This window comes from Phenylobacterium sp. (assembly GCF_016124325.1).
Taxonomy (GTDB): Bacteria; Pseudomonadota; Alphaproteobacteria; order Caulobacterales; family Caulobacteraceae; genus Phenylobacterium.
Genome location: NZ_WGNY01000002.1, coordinates 37023 through 53001, shown reverse-complemented (window position 1 = coordinate 53001; position 15979 = coordinate 37023). Strand labels below are relative to the sequence as shown.

At 70.8% G+C, this 15979-nt stretch carries 16 protein-coding genes; 9 read left to right on the top strand and 7 right to left on the bottom strand.

What is annotated here, in order from left to right:
- On the bottom strand, positions 1-1116 hold the full coding sequence (locus GC203_RS00595; RefSeq protein WP_293450251.1) for a helix-turn-helix transcriptional regulator: 1116 nt from the start codon (positions 1114-1116) through the stop codon (positions 1-3).
- Between the two features lie 193 nt (positions 1117-1309).
- Here GC203_RS00595 and GC203_RS00590 point away from each other — a divergent pair, with 193 nt between their 5' ends.
- The 3 genes from GC203_RS00590 to GC203_RS00580 are packed head-to-tail and all read left to right on the top strand — an operon-like array spanning position 1310 to position 4019.
- Positions 1310-2080 (top strand): SDR family oxidoreductase, encoded by a 771-nt coding sequence (locus tag GC203_RS00590; protein WP_293450249.1) that lies wholly within the window; start codon positions 1310-1312, stop codon positions 2078-2080.
- The gene (locus GC203_RS00585) at positions 2080-3270 is read left to right on the top strand and encodes a CaiB/BaiF CoA-transferase family protein (protein WP_293450247.1); all 1191 of its coding nucleotides are present in this window, start codon (positions 2080-2082) and stop codon (positions 3268-3270) included. Before GC203_RS00590 ends, GC203_RS00585 begins: the two co-directional genes overlap by 1 nt.
- Positions 3267-4019, top strand: a complete 753-nt coding sequence (locus tag GC203_RS00580) for an enoyl-CoA hydratase/isomerase family protein (RefSeq protein WP_293450245.1) — start codon at positions 3267-3269, stop codon at positions 4017-4019. Before GC203_RS00585 ends, GC203_RS00580 begins: the two co-directional genes overlap by 4 nt.
- A gap of 11 nt (positions 4020-4030) precedes the next feature.
- Here the strand turns inward: GC203_RS00580 and GC203_RS00575 are convergent, their stop codons facing one another.
- On the bottom strand, positions 4031-4438 hold the full coding sequence (locus tag GC203_RS00575; protein ID WP_293450243.1) for a hypothetical protein: 408 nt from the start codon (positions 4436-4438) through the stop codon (positions 4031-4033).
- A 154-nt stretch (positions 4439-4592) separates the two neighbouring features.
- Here GC203_RS00575 and GC203_RS00570 point away from each other — a divergent pair, with 154 nt between their 5' ends.
- The 3 genes from GC203_RS00570 to GC203_RS00560 all read left to right on the top strand — a co-directional run bounded on the left by GC203_RS00570 (position 4593) and on the right by GC203_RS00560 (position 8762).
- Positions 4593-5411, top strand: coding sequence for an acyl-CoA thioesterase domain-containing protein (locus tag GC203_RS00570; RefSeq protein WP_293450241.1), 819 nt, complete (start codon positions 4593-4595; stop codon positions 5409-5411).
- Positions 5412-5474: 63 nt separating this feature from the next.
- Complete coding sequence (locus GC203_RS00565) at positions 5475-6296, top strand: RNA methyltransferase (protein WP_293450239.1); 822 nt, start codon at positions 5475-5477, stop codon at positions 6294-6296.
- Between the two features lie 75 nt (positions 6297-6371).
- Positions 6372-8762, top strand: coding sequence for an ATP-binding protein (locus GC203_RS00560; RefSeq protein WP_293450237.1), 2391 nt, complete (start codon positions 6372-6374; stop codon positions 8760-8762).
- Between the two features lie 236 nt (positions 8763-8998).
- On the opposite strand, the gene GC203_RS00555 is transcribed toward GC203_RS00560, so the two are convergent.
- The gene (locus GC203_RS00555) at positions 8999-9574 is read right to left on the bottom strand and encodes an NAD(P)H-dependent oxidoreductase (protein WP_293450235.1); all 576 of its coding nucleotides are present in this window, start codon (positions 9572-9574) and stop codon (positions 8999-9001) included.
- Positions 9575-9703: 129 nt separating this feature from the next.
- On the opposite strand from GC203_RS00555, the gene GC203_RS00550 reads away from it, so the two are divergent.
- Positions 9704-10648 carry a LysR family transcriptional regulator gene (locus GC203_RS00550; RefSeq protein ID WP_293450233.1) on the top strand — a complete coding sequence of 315 codons (945 nt, stop codon included), beginning with the start codon at positions 9704-9706 and terminating at the stop codon, positions 10646-10648.
- 4 nt (positions 10649-10652) lie between these two features.
- Here GC203_RS00550 and GC203_RS00545 read toward each other — a convergent pair whose 3' ends face one another.
- From GC203_RS00545 to GC203_RS00535, 3 genes are all read right to left on the bottom strand, one after another.
- Positions 10653-11483 (bottom strand): DUF6644 family protein, encoded by an 831-nt coding sequence (locus GC203_RS00545; protein ID WP_293450231.1) that lies wholly within the window; start codon positions 11481-11483, stop codon positions 10653-10655.
- Positions 11480-12094: a DUF6644 family protein gene (locus tag GC203_RS00540; protein WP_293450229.1), complete on the bottom strand. Its 615-nt coding sequence runs from the start codon at positions 12092-12094 to the stop codon at positions 11480-11482. Before GC203_RS00540 ends, GC203_RS00545 begins: the two co-directional genes overlap by 4 nt.
- A gap of 161 nt (positions 12095-12255) precedes the next feature.
- Positions 12256-12747: a hemerythrin domain-containing protein gene (locus tag GC203_RS00535; protein ID WP_293450227.1), complete on the bottom strand. Its 492-nt coding sequence runs from the start codon at positions 12745-12747 to the stop codon at positions 12256-12258.
- Between the two features lie 96 nt (positions 12748-12843).
- On the opposite strand from GC203_RS00535, the gene GC203_RS00530 reads away from it, so the two are divergent.
- Both GC203_RS00530 and GC203_RS00525 read left to right on the top strand, forming a co-directional pair.
- Entirely contained in the window at positions 12844-13869 is a 1026-nt protein-coding gene (locus tag GC203_RS00530) for an FAD-dependent oxidoreductase (protein ID WP_293450225.1), read from the top strand.
- Positions 13866-15035 (top strand): acyl-CoA dehydrogenase family protein, encoded by a 1170-nt coding sequence (locus tag GC203_RS00525; RefSeq protein WP_293450223.1) that lies wholly within the window; start codon positions 13866-13868, stop codon positions 15033-15035. The genes GC203_RS00530 and GC203_RS00525 overlap by 4 nt, the downstream gene beginning before the upstream one ends.
- Before the next feature lie 174 nt (positions 15036-15209).
- On the opposite strand, the gene GC203_RS00520 is transcribed toward GC203_RS00525, so the two are convergent.
- Entirely contained in the window at positions 15210-15890 is a 681-nt protein-coding gene (locus GC203_RS00520) for an energy transducer TonB (protein ID WP_293450221.1), read from the bottom strand.
- Positions 15891-15979: the final 89 nt, after the last annotated feature.

Here is a 15979-nt window from a genome sequence, read left to right as displayed (position 1 = left end):
TCAGCCGACGGCCCCGCCGGCCAGGCGCATCATCAGTTTCACCAGTTCGGCCTGCCGGGTCGCGCCGGTCTTTTCGAACACCCTGGCGAGTTGGAAGCGGGTGGTGTTCACGCTGACGCCGAAGCGGTCGGCGGCTTCGGGCAGCGTCAAGCCTTCGAACACGGCCGCCGCGAGCCGCGCCTCGGCCTGGGTCAGGCCGAAGAGGAGACGAAGTTCCTCCTCGGGCGCTCTGATCTCGCTGTCCAGGTCCGTGACCGAGACGAGGACGGGCGCGGCGGCGAAGTGGATCGGGCCGTCCTCCAGCGGCATCGGCGCCGTCCTGACCGCCAGCGGAAAGCCGCCCGTCGGACTCGGAACGCTCATCGTTCCCCCGCTTCGGGGCCCGGATCGGTGCGCTGCTTGCGCGAGAAGGACCGAGAGGCGGCGTGCGGCCTCGGCGTGACCCGCGGTGAGGCGTCCGTTCAGGACCATGAGGCCGCGGTCGCGGGCCAGGAGGCGTTCGGCGGCGTCGTTCGCGAAGACAACGGCGCCATCCGGGGCCGCCAGCAGCAGGGGATGGGGCGAGTGATGCAGCGTCTCGACGAGGTTCCGGGCGATCCCGATCGGCCCTGCGAGCCGCTGGCCGATCTCGTAGGCGCGGATCATGTGCGGCTGGAGCCGCGCGGCGAGCTCCAGGTCCGCCCGAGCGAAGGTGTCGCCCGTCCTTCGGCCGATGTTGACGGTGCTTGAAACGGTTCCGGCCACGCCGAGGTGGATGAAGAGCGCGCGCTCGACGTCCTGCGGGCGCATGAAGTCATTGTAGTATTCCGAGCGCAGGTAGTCCTCGCGCGGGAGGCAGTTGACCTCGGTGGTGACCGTCCGCGCGGGTAGGGCCGCGGGGCGCCGGTCCATGAAGACGTTGATCGCGCCGTAGTACTCGGCATAGGCGTCGACCCAGGCCGGGTCGGACCGGAAGAGAATCGCCTCCACGCTCTCGCCGGTCTGAAGGTCGATCCGGGTCAGGCAGCCGCGAAGGCCGCCGACGGCCTCGGACAGCGCGTCCATGACGCCAACCCACCGCTTCGGGTCGAGCGCGGCGGCGTAGATCTCGTCGATCAGGCGGGCTTCGTCGACCATCGCACCCCCATCATGCGAACGAACTACGTTGTGCCGCAGATTTCCAGGCCCGCATCATCCATTCGCATGGCGCCGGCCGCCGGGCTCCCGCGGCGAAATCCATCCGATCGCATGCCGCCCGGGCCCCTCGGCCCGGGATGACGCCGCGGGCGATGTGCGATAGCGCTTCCTTCGGCAAAAGAGGGAGGACGCCATGGACCTGCAGCTCAAGGGTAAGAACGCCGTCGTCACCGGGGCGACCCGCGGCATCGGGCGGGCCATCGCCGAGACCTTCGCCGACGAGGGCGCCAACGTCGCCATCTGCGCCCGCAACGCCGAGCAGGTGGCCGAGGCGGTGAAGGCGCTGGAGGCCAAGGGCGTCAAGGCGTTCGGCCAGGCCGTGGACATCGCCGACGGGCCCGCGCTCAAGGCGTTCGTCGCCAAGGCGGCCGAGGCGCTGGGCGGCGTGGACATCCTCGTTTCGAACGCCAGCGCTCTCGTCCAGGGCAACAGCGAGGCCGACTGGCAGGCGATGTTCGACATCGACATGCTGGGCGCGGTGCGCACCTTCGAGATCGCCGCGCCCTTCCTGGAGAAGGCGGCCGAGAAGACGGGCGACGCCGCCTTCCTCATCACCTCGTCGATTTCGGCGGCCGAGACCGATGCGCCCGGCTCGTACGGCGCGATGAAGGCGGCCCAGATCCACTTCGCCAAGGGCGTGGCGCGCGCCTGGGCGCCCAAGAAGGTGCGCTGCAACGTCGTCTCGCCGGGCACCGTGTTCTTCGAGGGCGGCGTATGGGGGAATGTCAAGGCGGGCGCGCCGGCCTTCTTCGAACAGATGATCAAGCGCAATCCGACCGGCCGCATGGCGACCCCCGAAGAGATCGCCGCGGCCACGGTGTTCCTGGCCAGCCCGCGCTCGGCCTTCACCACGGGGATCAACATGGTGGTCGACGGGGCGATCTCGCGCCGCGCCAACTTCTGATGGGGGCGCTCAGCGGCCTGCGGGTGCTGGACTGCACCCACGTGATCGCCGGCGCCTATTGCTCCCTGATCCTGGCGGACCTGGGCGCCGACGTGATCAAGATCGAGCCGCCCGCCGGAGAATCCACGCGCGGCATGCGCGGCGCCGGCGGCGGGTTCCGGGCCTTCGACTACGTCAACCGCAACAAGCGGACCATCGCGCTCGACCTCGGCGCGGAGGCCGGCGCAGACGCGGTGCGCCGGCTGGCCGGGACGGCGGACGTCTTCGTCGAGAACTACCGGCCGGGCGCGATGGACAGGATGGGCCTTGGCTATGACCGCCTGTCGGCGATCAACCCGAAGCTTGTCTATTGCTCGGTCTCGGGTTTCGGCCTCGACGGACCCTACCGCGAGCGCGGCGGGTTCGACCTGGTGACCCAGGCGATGAGCGGGATCATGAGCTTCGTGGGCGAGGCCGGAAGCGACAAGCCCTGCTCCACGGCCGTGCCGATCTCTGATCTCAACGCCGGCGCGTTCGCGGCCGTGGGAGTGCTGGCGGCGCTGCAGAGCCGGCACGCCACCGGCCGCGGGCAGCATGTGGAGACCTCTCTGCTGGAGTCGGCCCTGGCCTACACGATCTGGGAGACGGGCATGTACCTGTCGACGGGCGAGGTGGCCGGCCGCAACGGCGCGCGCCATCGGCTGGCCGCGCCGTACGAGCCGCTGAAGACGGCGGACGGACACGTCGTGGTGGGGGTCAACAGCCAGCGGCTCTGGAAGCGGTTCTGCGAGGCGCTGGACGAACCGGGCCTGGCGGACGAGCCGGGGTTCGACACGCCGGCCGCGCGGGTGAGGAACCGCGACGCGCTGGAGGCGCGCCTCGAGGCCGTGCTGGCGCGCGACACGACGGCGAACTGGCTGCCGAAGTTCGAGGCGGTGGGGGTGCCCGCCGGGCCGCTCAACAACATCGCCCAGGCCTGGGACGATCCGCAGATCAAGGCGCGGGGGCTGCTGGGCGAGGCGGACGGCCGCCGGTTCGTCAAGACGCCCATCAAGCTGCACGAGACGCCCGTCGCCCTGACCCGCGGGCCGGGCGAGGTGGGCCAACACACCCGCGAGGTGCTGGCCGAGGCCGGCTATTCGCCCGAAGAGATCGAAGGTCTGGTCGCTACGGGCGCCGCGGCCACCGAGCGCAAGGAGGTCCCCGCGTGAGCGGAACGGTGCATGTCCATCCGATCTCGCGGACGATCGTCCTCCTGGAGATCGACAATCCGCCCATGAACCCGCTGGGCGTCGAGATGCGCCAGACGTTCATGGACGCGCTGGACCGGGTCGAGGCCGACGACGCCCTGCGCTGCCTGATCGTCACCGGACGGGGGCGGGCGTTCTGCTCGGGCGACGATCTGAAGAACGTCGGCCCCAAGGGCGAGGACCTCGCCGGGTTCGGGCGGCTGCTCGAGCGGCTGGAGGCGACGCGCGTGCCCGTCGTGGCGGCGGTCAACGGCTGGTCCGTGGGCGGCGGCTTCGAGCTGGCGCTGTGCTGCGACATCCGCCTGGCTTCCACCGAGGCGAAGTTCGTCTGCGCCGGCGTCAACGTGGGCCTGATGGCCTCGACCTACCGGCTGCCTCGCCTGATCGGCGTCTCAAGGGCCAAGTCGATGCTGCTGACGGGTCTGCCGCACGACGCCGAGACGGCCGAGCGCTATGGCCTGGTGACCGGCGTGCACCAGCCGGACGAGCTTCGGGGCGCGGCGGTCGCCATGGCGGAACGGATCGCAACCCGTGCGCCGCTGTCGGTGGAAGCCACCAAGCGCACGGCGAACCGCGCGCCGGACCTGTCGCCCGAGGAGGCCGACAGGATCTGGGCCGAGGAGTTGCGGGTGCTGCGCCGGTCGAACGACCACAAGGCCGCCGTCGCGGCCTTCCGCGAACGGCGCGAGCCGGTCTTCACGCGGAGCTAGTTCACGCGCAACTAGCGGGAGCCGAGTTCGGACGCGCGGCGCGCGGAGGGGCGCGTGTCGCCCTGCATCACCTGGCGCAGGCGGGCGAGGTAGATCGGTCCGGCGGCCATCAGCACGCCCAGGACGTCGGCCGTCACCTTCACCGGCGAGATCAGCTGGCCGACGATGCAGGGCGACAGCTCGCTCAGCAGCACGACCCAGGCGGCCACCAGCGGGACGTCGCCGCGGCGCACGAACGGCATCAGGCCGTAGGCCAGGGCGGTGCCGGCGTAGAACAGCAGCAGGCGCGCGACGAAGGCGTCGGTGAGCGGCGTCAGCGACAGGCCCAGCACCGTCGCGCCCACGATCACGCCGACCGGCGCGTAGAACCGGCGCGGCAGGCCGGTGATGCGGGGGAACGGGGCGGCGGGATAAGCCATGGCGCGCGTCAACCTAAATGGCGCCCGTCACTTCGCACTTAAGATTCGTGGTTGAGGCCCGGTTTGCGGGTTCTCGCGATGCGTGTGCCGCAGCGAATTTCGCCTGTTAGAATCGAGGCTTGCGCGGGCCTCGCGGACAGGGTTTCAGGAGGCCATGGACAAGCTGTTCTTCGACCTCAAGCCGACCCACAATCCGCACCGCTGGTACCTGCCGGTGGATCCCACGATCTGTGTCGGTCCGCCGGGCGGCGTGTTCATGTTCGGGGGCGTCGGCATGGCCTCCGCGGTCGCGGCGCTGGAACGCACGACGGGGCGGCCGCTGGTCTGGGCGACGGCCCAGTATCTCGGCTACGCCCAGCCGCCGAGCGTGGTGGACATCGACGTCTGGACGCCGGTCGAGGGCAAGCACATCACCCAGGCCCGGGCGATCGGCCACGTCGACGACAAGGAGATCATTTCGGTCAACGCCGCCCTGGGCTCGCGGCCCAGCGACCTGTCGGGGCAGTGGCTGGAGGCGCCGAAGGTCCCGCCGCCCGAGGACTGCGAGCCGCGGCAGCACTGGCGAGGCTCGGAGGAGGGGGTCCACGCCCGCATGGACGTGCGGTTCGCCAAGGGGCGTTCGGGCTTCGACCGGGTCGGCGCCGCCGAGCCCGATGGCCGCACGGTGCTCTGGGCCCGGCCGGTCGAGGGGCTGAAGATCGACGTCGCCATGCTGGCCGTGATGGCCGACCTGGTGCCCCAGGGCGTCGGCAACGCGCTGGGCCGGAACGCCGGCGGCAACAGCCTGGACAACACCCTGCGGATCCGGCGCATCGTGCCGACCGACTGGGTGCTTTGCGACATCCACGTCACCGGCGTGCATGGCGGCTTCGCCCATGGGACCATGTCCCTGTTCGCCCAGGACGGGGAACTGATGGCCACCGCCAGCCAATCGCTGATCGTGCGGGTGCGCGAGCGCCCCGAAGACCGGTGACGGCGCCGCGGTTCCACGGGTCGAGGCGACCCGCGGGCCTAGGCCCGGGCGCGCGTTAGCGGCGTGCCCCAGGTCTTCGCCGTCGAGGATCCCGACGACCCCCGCCTGGAGCCCTACCGCGCGGTGCGCGAGCGCGACCTCGTCGGCCGCCAGGGGTTCTTCGTCGCCGAGGGGCGGGTGGTGCTGGAGAAGGCGATCGCCGCCGATCCCGCCGCGCTCGTCTCGGCGCTGGTCGCCGCCCACCGGCTGGAGAGCCTGGCGGACGTGCTCGCCGGGCTGCCCGACGACACGCCGGTCTTCGCCGCCGGGCAAGCGGTGATGGACAAGGTGGTGGGCTTTCCGATCCACCGCGGCGTGCTCGCCGTCGGCCGCCGCCGGCTGCGCGACCCCGCCGACCTGCTGGCCGGCCTGCCGGCGCGGGCGCTGGTGGTCGGGCTGGTCGGGATCGCCAATCACGACAACATGGGGGGCGTCTTCCGCAACGCCGCCGCCTTCGGCGCCGACGCGGTGCTGCTGGACGACACGTGCTGCGATCCGCTCTACCGCAAGGCCATCCGGGTCAGCGTGGGCGCGGCGCTGACGACGCCCTTCGCGCGGGCCGGTTCGGCCGGCGATCTGGTCGCGATGCTGGAAGTCGCGGGGTTCGAGACCGTCGCCCTTTCGCCGCGCGGCGCCCTGGAGCTGCGCGACCTCCATCCGGGGCCGCGGAGGGCCGCCCTGTTCGGCGCCGAAGGCCCGGGGCTTCCCGACGACATCCTGACGCGGACGACCAGCGTGCGCATCGCCATGGCGGGCGGCTTCGACTCGCTCAACGTCGCGACGACCAGCGGCATCGTCCTTCACCAACTCGCCTTCGCCGAACGTCGTGTTGAAACACGAGGTTAACCGCTAGCGTGCAACTTGGCCGCAGGTCCGCGATCGCCGATGGACCATCAGGGGCGAGGAATGGGGCGCGAGGGGATGCGAGACGGCGATCCGCCGCCTGGTCTGGAGCAATCCGGACCCATCTTCGATCGCGCGACGCGTCTGGCGCGAACCCTTTTCGGCGAGGTCGAGGCCCAGATCACGCTGCCGGCCGAAGGCGGGTCATGGCGCAGCCGGCCCGCCGGCGCCGAACTGCACGGCGACGCGAGAGGCGTCCGCGAGGTCATGAACCGGGGCGAGGCGATCTGGGTCGAGGACGCCAGCGCTGATCCGCGATTCTCCGACGATCCGGTGGTCGCCGGGCCGCCCCACGTCCGCTTCTTCGCGGGCGCGCCAATCCGCCTGGCCGACGGCACGACGCCCGGCGCGCTCTGGGTCGCCGGGTTCCAGACGCGCGCCTGCGATCCGGTTCTGCTTCGCCGGCTGCAAGATCTCGCGGACTTCGTGGCCGACGAGTGGATCCGGGCCAACGCCGCCAGGGCGCAGGTCGGCTACCAGAGGACGATGTCGGCGATCGTGGACGCCATGCCCGTCTCGATGGTGCTCACCGACCGGGATGCGCGGCTGCTCTACGCCAGCCCGCCGTGGATCCAGGCCCGGGGCCTCGAAGGCCAGGAGGTCATCGGCAAGACGCTCTACGAACTCCGGCCCGACATGTTCGAGCAATGGCGGGCGGGCATCGAGCACAGCCTCCAGGGGAACGAACGCGCCATCGAGCGGCTGCAGATCCCCAAGGTGGGCGGCGGTTCGGAATGGGTCCGCGTCCAGCTCAAGCCGTGGTTCGAACACGACGGGACGGTCGGCGGCCTGATCATCACCTCGTACGAGATCACCCGGCTGATGGAAGCGCTGGAGCGCAGCGCGCGCTCCGAGGAGCGCCTGCGCGTCGCCATGCAACTGGCCGAGCTGCACGTCTACGAGATGGACTACAGGCAACAGGAACTCATCAAGGTGGGGGCGGAGGACACGTTCTTCGACACGCCCAAGACCTACGAAGAGCTGGCGACGGACATCTGGGCCACGATCGATCCGCGCGACCGGTCCGTCGTGCAGGAGATGTGGGACCGCCACGAGCGTCTCGGCGAGAGCTACCGGCCCCAGTATCGCGTCGCGCGCGGCGACGGCCAGGAAGTCTGGGTCTCCGGAACCGCGACGGTCATCGCCGACGAGCACGGGCGGCCCGTTCGCCTGGTGGGCGCCTTGCGCAACATCACCGCCCAGAAGGCCTCGGAGCGGGCGTTGGTGCTGGCCAAGGAGGAGGCCGAGGCCGCCAACCTGGCCAAGAGCGCCTTCCTGGCCACCATGAGCCACGAGATCCGCACGCCGCTGAACGGCGTGCTGGGCATGGCCCAGGCCATGGCCGCCGAGCCCGACCTGAGCGACCCCCAGCGCGAGCGGCTCGACGTGATCCGCCAGTCGGGCGAGAGCCTGCTGGCGATCCTGAACGACGTGCTGGACCTGTCGAAGATCGAGGCCGGCAAGCTGGGCCTGGAGACCGCGCGCTTCGAGGTGACGGCCTTGGCCAAGACGGTCCACGCCACCTTCGAGGCCATCGCCCAGACCAAGGGCCTGACCTTCGAGCTGAGCGTCGATCGCGCGGCGCGCGGCGTCTACGAAGGCGATCAGGTGCGCGTGCGCCAGATCCTCTGGAACCTCGTCTCCAACGCCCTGAAGTTCACCGAGAAGGGCGGCGTGAAGGTGCGTATCGGACGCGACAAGGGCGACCTGTCGCTTACCGTCTTCGATTCCGGCATCGGGATGACGGCCAAGCAGCTCGCGGGCCTGTTCCGCAAGTTCGAGCAGGCCGACGCCTCGACGACCCGGAGATTCGGCGGCACCGGCCTGGGGCTGGCGATCTGCCGCGAGCTGGTCCAGCTGATGGGCGGATCGATCAAGGCCACCAGCGCGCCCGGCATGGGGTCGACCTTCACCGCGCTGCTGCCGCTGGAGAAGGTGGCGCGCGCTGCGCCCCGGCCGAAGCCGGCGAAGGCCAGGCCCCAGGCGGCGCCCCGGCCCGAGCGGCCGATCCGCTTGCTGGCGGCGGAGGACAACGCCATGAACCAGCTCGTGCTGCGCACGCTGCTGGACCAGGTCGGGATCGAGCCGGTGATCGTCTCCGACGGGCGCGAGGCGGTCGAGGCCTGGGAGCGCGAGCCCTGGGACGTGATCCTGATGGACGTGCAGATGCCGGTGATGGACGGGCCGACCGCCACGGCGCTGATCCGCACCCGCGAACGCTCGGAGGGCCGGGCCCGCACGCCGATCGTGGCGCTGACCGCCAACGCCATGAGCCACCAGATCTCGGAATATCTGCAGTCCGGTATGGACGCCCTCGTCGCCAAGCCCATCGAGGCCCAGCGCCTGTACGAGGCCCTGCAGGCGGCGCTGGACGGCCACGGGGACGAGGCCGAGACCGCGGCCGCGTAGGCGCAACGGGCCTCGGGAGGTGTCGGCGGGGCAGGGGCGCGAATTCCGGAGGCCCTCGGCGGCGGGTGTGCGGGCGCCGTGGGGAGGGCCTCCGGGTCCCTCGCGGGGGACGGAAAAGTCTGCGGTCCGCGCCGATCTTGGGGGAGAGCGCGGCGCGGACCGCCTTCGTCCCTGAATGACCGGCCCCTGGGGGAGGGGAACTGGGGCCGGCCGCCGTCAGGGGCGGGAACTCAGGATCAGGCGGCCTTGGCGGCCGGCGCATCGTCGGCGATGCGGTCGATCCAGGCGCTGAAGGCCGCGCCATAGGCCCGCAGGAACTCGGCCGTGCCTTCGTTGATCAGCTCGCCGTTGTCGCCGAAGAGCGAGAAGGCGTTGCCGATGTAGGCTTCCTGGCTGAGCAGCGGCACGTTCAGGAACACGAGCGACTGGCGCAGGTGGTGGTTGGCGCCGAACCCGCCGATCGCGCCGGGCGACAGGCTGATGACCGCGCCGGGCTTGCCGTTCCACACGCTCTGGCCATAGGGGCGCGAGCCCACGTCGATGGCGTTCTTGAGCGCGCCCGGCACCGAGCGGTTGAACTCCGGCGTCACGAACAGCACCGCGTCGGCCGCGGCGATCTCCTTGCGGAAGCGGACCCACTGGGCCGGCGGATCGGACTCGAGGTCCTGGTCGAAGTGCGGCAGGTCGCCGATCTCGACGATGTCGAACTTCAGGTTGGGGGTCAGGGCGGCGAAGGCCTTGGCCAGCTTGCGGCTCACCGAGTCCTTGCGCAGCGAGCCCACGACGACGGCGACGGTACGGGGTTGGGACATCTCTCCGGTCTCCTTTGAATGACTGTCCCGGGGCCATCGCCTCGGGTGTGAGGGGAAGATGGTCGTTATCGGCGCCGTTGATAATCGGCTGAAATTGGAGGACTGTACGTCCGGATAGGAAATAATCTCATGGACCGTCTCGACGAGATCCGCGCCTTCGCCGCCGTGGCCGAGGCGCGCAGCTTCACCCACGGGGCGCGCAAGCTGGGGGTGTCGGGCGCGCAGGCGTCGAAGCTGGTGGCGCGGCTGGAGGACCGGCTGGGCGCGCGCCTGCTGAACCGCACCACGCGCGACGTCTCCCTGACCGACACCGGGCAGGCCTATCTCGAACGCGCGCGCGACCTGCTGGAGGAGTTCGACGCCCTGGAAAGCTCGGTGCGCGACCAGGGCGGGCCCAGCGGCACGCTGAAGGTCTCGGCGCCGGTCTCCTTCGGCCAGGGCCAGCTCACTCCGGCGCTGCTCGACTTCGCGGCCGGCTGCTCAGCGGTGTCGCTGGACGTGTCGTTCTCCGACCGGATCGTCAACCTGGTGGAGGAGGGGTTCGACGTGGCCGTGCGCATCGGCCACCTGAGCGACTCCTCGCTGGTGGCGCGGCGGCTGGCGGCGGTGCGGATGGTCACCTGCGCCTCGCCCGAGTACCTGGCCCGCGCGGGCGTGCCGGCCTCGCTCGAGGACCTGGCGAACCACGAGGTCGTCCTCGACAGCAACCGCAGCGATCCCACGATCTGGCGCTTCGGGCCGCACAACGACACGCGTGAGGTGCGGGTGGGCGGACGCGTGAAGTTCAATGGCGCCGAGCCGTGCGTGGCCGCCGGCGTCGCGGGCTTCGGCATCGTGCGCGCGCCGGCCTTCGCGGCGGCCGACGCGTTGCGGGCCGGGCGGCTGGTCCCCGTGCTCTGCGCCTTCGAGCCCGAACTGATCCACGTCTACGCCGTCTATCCGCACGCCCGCCACCTGGCGGCCAAGGTCCGCGCCTTCGTCGACTTCCTGGCCCACCGCTACGCCGGCGAGCCCGAGTGGCACCGCGGCTGGGGGATCGGAGAGCACCCGGCGCCGCACTGGCAGACGGCCTAGAGCCTCAAGCGAAGGCCAGCCAGCGTCCGGCCGCGGCGGTCATCACCCACACCAGGATCCCGGCATAGGCCATGCCCTTGGCGAAGGCGCTTCCGCCCTGGCCGCGGTTCGAGGCGACGATCTGGGCGGCGGCCCCGGCGGCGATCACGCCCAGGAACACGAAGGCGAAGGTCTTGTTCACCGGGTCGAGGTGTTCGTAGTCGTCGGCCTTGACCACGATGTGGGTCATCACCTGCTGGGCCGCGATCAGCGCCAGCATGACGCCCAGGTAGATCCAGCGGATCCGACCCCGCGTGGCGTAGAGCACGATCAGCCCGCCGGCGGTCAGCACGTGCCAGAGGCCCGGGTTGGCCAGCTTGGCCGAGAAGAACATGCAGACGGCCAGGGCGAAGATCGCCAGGCCCAGGACGCCGGCGATCCGCATGCCCGCGCTGGCGCGCCCGTCGGCCTTGGCCAGCGGCAGGCTGACGCCATAGGTCAGGATCACGCCGGCCAGCAGGCCCACCATCTTCGCGCTGAACGCCTCCGACGTGTAGAGCCGCTCGGCGTTGGCCGAGCCGATCAGCAGGCCGGTCAGCACCACGCCGACGACCCCCACATGCACCCACGGGCCGACGTTGCGCCGCACCTCCGCGGGGCTCTCCTCCGTGAGGCCGACGCCGATCAGGCGCAGGTTCAGGAGGATGCTCGAACCGCCCAGGAGGATCAGGGAGACGATGTGGCCGACCTCCCACTGGGCGAACCAGGGCTTGATCTGCTTGCCGGGGAAGACGTCGTCGAGGTTGGCCACCCAGTCGGCCAGGTGGGGGAAGAAGTCCTGAGGGGCGATGGTCATTGCGGCAGGTCCCCGATGTCCAGCGCGCCCTTGTCGGAGATGGCGCATTCCTCGGCCACGTTCACCCAATGGGGCAGGGCCTTGCCGCAGTCGAACCAGTCGTAGGCGATGAAGCGCCCGAACATGATCACCAGGAGCCACGAGGCCAGCGAGACGACCGCCGAGATCCGCGCCTTGGCCGGCGGCTTCTCGGAGCGATCCCAGGCGGCGCGGTCGCGCTGCACCCGAAAGTGGAAGATCAGGATGTTGATCGCGGCGACCGCGAGGAACGCCATCTTCAGGCGGAACCAGAGGTTATGGTAGTAAAGCAGTGGCTTCGCGAAGAAAAGTGCGGCGCCCGTCAGCACCATGACGGCGAAACCGAAGACGGTCAGCGGCAGCACCTTGTCGCTCAGGGTCGACACCGGAGTCTTCTTGAACGCCAGGCCCAGGAGCCGCAGGTCGACCATGAAGATGGTGCCGGCGAACAGCATGAGGGTGAGCACGTGGGTGCCTTCCAGGAGGCCCCAGAAGTTCAGCGAGCCGGCCAGCAGGTCGGACCAGGAAGGGTCGTACTCGCCCGGGCCCTTCCCGAGTTGGGTGGCCATCCAGACCAGGAATTCGCGCAGCAACTAGAGCGTCCCCCTCGAAAACGTACCGAGGGTTCTAGCGGCTGAGCCGTTCGCGTCCATTACGGATTGCTACGTGCGCGAAACACCGCCGCCCCGGATCGAGCCTCGGTCGGGCCCTACCGGCAAAGCTAGTGGCGGCGGTGGTCGCGGGCAACGCGAGATCAGTGGGCCGCCTTCAGCTCCGCCTTGCGCGTTTTCATCTGCTCGCCGATCGCCTTGAGGTCCATCGTCGAGCGCCGGCACTCGGGGAAGTACTCGGTCTCCTCCTCTTCGACGTGGTGGTCGATCATCTCGCTGAGGACCGTCACCTTGGCGTCGAAGTAGGGATCGGACGGCTCCAAGCCGTCCAGTTGGTCCATCAGGTCCTTCGCCGAGGCGTGTTCGACCTCGGCCTCGTTGACCATGCCCTCGTCCCCCACGAACTTGCGCGAGGCCGGATAGAAGATCTCCTCCTCGATCCGCATGTGGATGCGCAGCTCGGCGGCGATCTTGCGATAGATGGCCTGCTTTTTCCGGTTGTCGCCCTTGGCGGCCTCGTACTGCTTGAACAGGTCCTTGGCTTCGCGGTGGTCGTTGATCAACGGGGTGACGGCGTCGTCGGGCCGGGCCGAGGCGCGGCCGGTGGGGGTGATTCCGGCCTGGGGCGCAGACATCTGAACTCTCCTCTCCAGTGGCGTTGCGCCTGAAATCCACGGCCCGCGCGTTGGTTCCGGCCTTGATTTTCGCCAGGCCAGCGGCTCGTTAGGCGCATGACGAGCGCGCCCCGAGTCACCGTGGCCGGCGCCGGCGTGCTGGGGCTTTCGACGGCCCTGGCGCTGGCCGACGCGGGCGCCCGCGTGACCGTCCACGATCCGGGCGGGCCCAACGCCTCCAGCGTCGCCGCGGGCATGATCGCGCCTGCCTTCGAGGCGGTGCTGGACGCGACGGCCCGGCCGCACTTCGACCTGCTGATGGCGGCGCGCGACCACTGGCCGTGGTTCGCCGAGCGGGCCGGGATCGCGCTCGACCGGTCGGGCGCGATGGCGGTGGGGGAGGCTGACTGGCTGGCCACGTTGGCCGCGGGCTTCGCGGCCCTCCACCTGCGCCCGACCGAGGTCGGCGGCGATACGGCGCGAAGCCTGGCGCCGGGCCTCTCCGAGGCGGTCGACCGGGCCCTGCTCACCCGCGAGGACTGGCGTGTCGATGCGCCCGCGGCGCTGGCGGCCCTGGTCCGCGCGGCCGAGGCGGCGGGGGTGATCTTCCGCCCCGAACCCGTGCGCGAGCGCGGCGACGCCGATGTGCTGATCGTGGCGACCGGGGCGCATGGTCGCCACCTGGCGGATCTCGCCCCGGAACTGGCCGGCCTGAACCCGGTGAAGGGCCACATCGTCCGCGTCGCCGCGCCGTCGGCCGGGGCCGTCGTGCGGGCCCGCAGCGTCTATGCCGCCCCGGGCGCGAGCATGGTCTTCGGCGCCACGATGGAGCACGGCCGCGCCGACGTGGCCGTCGACGAACAGGTGGCCGGGCCGCTGCTCGCCGCCGGGCTGGACTTGTTTCCCGCCTGCCGGGACGCGCCGGTCCAGGTCGCCGCCGGCGTCCGCGCCGCGACGGCCGACGGCCTGCCGATGGTGGGGCCGGCCGCGGCGCCCGGCGTGCTGCTCGCCGTAGGCGCGCGGCGCAACGGCTGGCTGCTCGCGCCGCTGGTCGCCCGCACCATCACGGCTTGCGTGACCGGGCGTGACCTTGGCCCCCATGCCGCCCGCTTCGACCCCGCACGCTTCTCGAGGACTTCATGACCGGCTTCTGGCTGAGCGACGACCAGCAGGCGATCCGCGACGGCGTCCAGCGCCTGTGCGAGCGGTTCGACGCCGATTACTGGCGCAGGACCGACGAGACCGGCGAATTCCCGGAGGCGTTCGTCTCGGCCATGGCCGAGGGCGGCTGGCTGGGCACGGCCATGCCGGTGGAACTGGGGGGCTCGGGCCTCGGCCTCACCGAAGCGGCGATCATGATGCAGACCGTGGCCCAGTCGGGCGCGGGCTTCTCGGGCGCCAGCGCCATCCACCTGAACATCTTCGGCCTGATGCCGGTGGTGAAGTTCGGCTCGGAGGAACAGCGCCGCCGCGCGGTGCCGCCGGTGATCTCGGGCCAGGACAAGATGTGCTTCGCGGTGACCGAGCCCGACGCCGGCCTCGACACCACCAGCCTGTCCACCCGCGCGGTGCGCACCAACGACGGCTACGTCATCTCGGGCCGCAAGATGTGGACGACCAACGCCCAGCGCGCGACCAAGATGCTGATCATCGCGCGCACCACGCCGAAGGATCAGGTGAAGCGGCCCACCGAGGGGCTGAGCCTGTTCTACACCGACTTCGACCGCAGCCGGATCACCGCCACGCCGATCCCGAAGATGGGGCGCAAGGCGGTGGAATCGAACGCGGTCTTCATCGACGACCTGCACGTGCCCGTCGAGGACCTCGTCGGCGAGGAGGGCAAGGGCTTCTACTACCTGCTGGAGGGCCTGAACCCCGAGCGGGTGCTGATCGGCGCCGAGGCCGTGGGGCTGGGCCGCGCGGCCCTGGCGCGGGCGGCGGGCTACGCCAAGGAGCGCGTCGTCTTCGGCCGGCCGATCGGCCAGAACCAGGGGGTGGCGCACCCCCTGGCGCGGGCTTGGGCCGAGCTGGAGGCCGCCAACCTCATGGCCTTCAAGGCCGCGGCCCTGCACGACGCCGGCCGCGAGTGCGGCGCCGAGGCCAACGCCGCCAAGTACCTGGGCGGGGAGGCGGGCTTCCGCGCCTGCGAGGCGGCGGTGATGGCGCACGGCGGCATGGGCTACGCCAAGGAATTCCACGTCGAACGCTACATGCGCGAGGCGATGATCGCCCGCATCGCCCCGGTCAGCCGCGAGATGATCCTCAACTACATCGCCGAGCGCGTCCTGGGCCTGCCCAAGAGCTACTGAGCAGGGTTCGGGCCGCGCAAGCCGGCGCGATACGTCATGGCCGGGCTTGTCCCGGCCATCCAGAAGCACCGGGCGGGCAGCGGGCGGACCGTGTGGCCCACTTCTGACGTCTGCGTGTCTGGGTGGCCGGGACGAGCCCGGCCATGACGATCCGGGGGCGACAGGGCCTGGGTGCTACTTCAGCCTGAAGCGGATGGGGATCAGCACCTGGGCGCCGTCCACCGCCTGGCCGTCGACGGTCTGGGGCTTCATCTGGAAGTAGCGGGCGAGCTTCAGGGCCGCGGCGCCGAACCCGCTGGGGTCGGGATCGGCCGAGGCCACCCGGCAGCCGGTCAGCGAGCCTTTGGCCGTCACCTGGCAGGAGAGGGTGGCCTTGCCCTCGATGCCCATGCGCATCTCGCGGTCGGGATAGTAGCGGGCGAATTCGTCGGCGCCCGGCAGCTTCGACCACGTCGGGTTGCGGATCACCGGATCGCGCGGGGGCGTCGGCGGCGTGGGCGGGGTCAGCGACGCGATGGGGCCGATCGGCGGCGGGGCCACGAGGGGCGGCGGCTCGATCGGCAGCGGCGGGATGCTCGGGACCGTCAGGACAGTCGGGGGCGTGTGGACCGTGATCCTCGGCTTCTCGGGCGCGGCCTGGGGCGGTGGCGGTGGTCGCTTGAAGGTCGTGACGAGTATGGGCGGGGGCTCGTCGATCGCGATGGGGGTCTTCGGCGGAGCGAAGTGCATCATCGCCAGGTAGGCGGCCAGCAGGCCGTGCGCGCCCAGCGAGGCGGCGAGGACGGCGGTGGTGGCGGCCGAGAGCCGGCGCGTCTGCGGCGTGGGTTCGAAGGGGGTGTAGGCGCGGGTGGCCATGGGCGGCTCCTTCCTTTGCGGAAGAAGATATTACACACGTACTCTTTCGTGTAAATTACACACGTAGTTGAACGATCGCCCCAACGAAC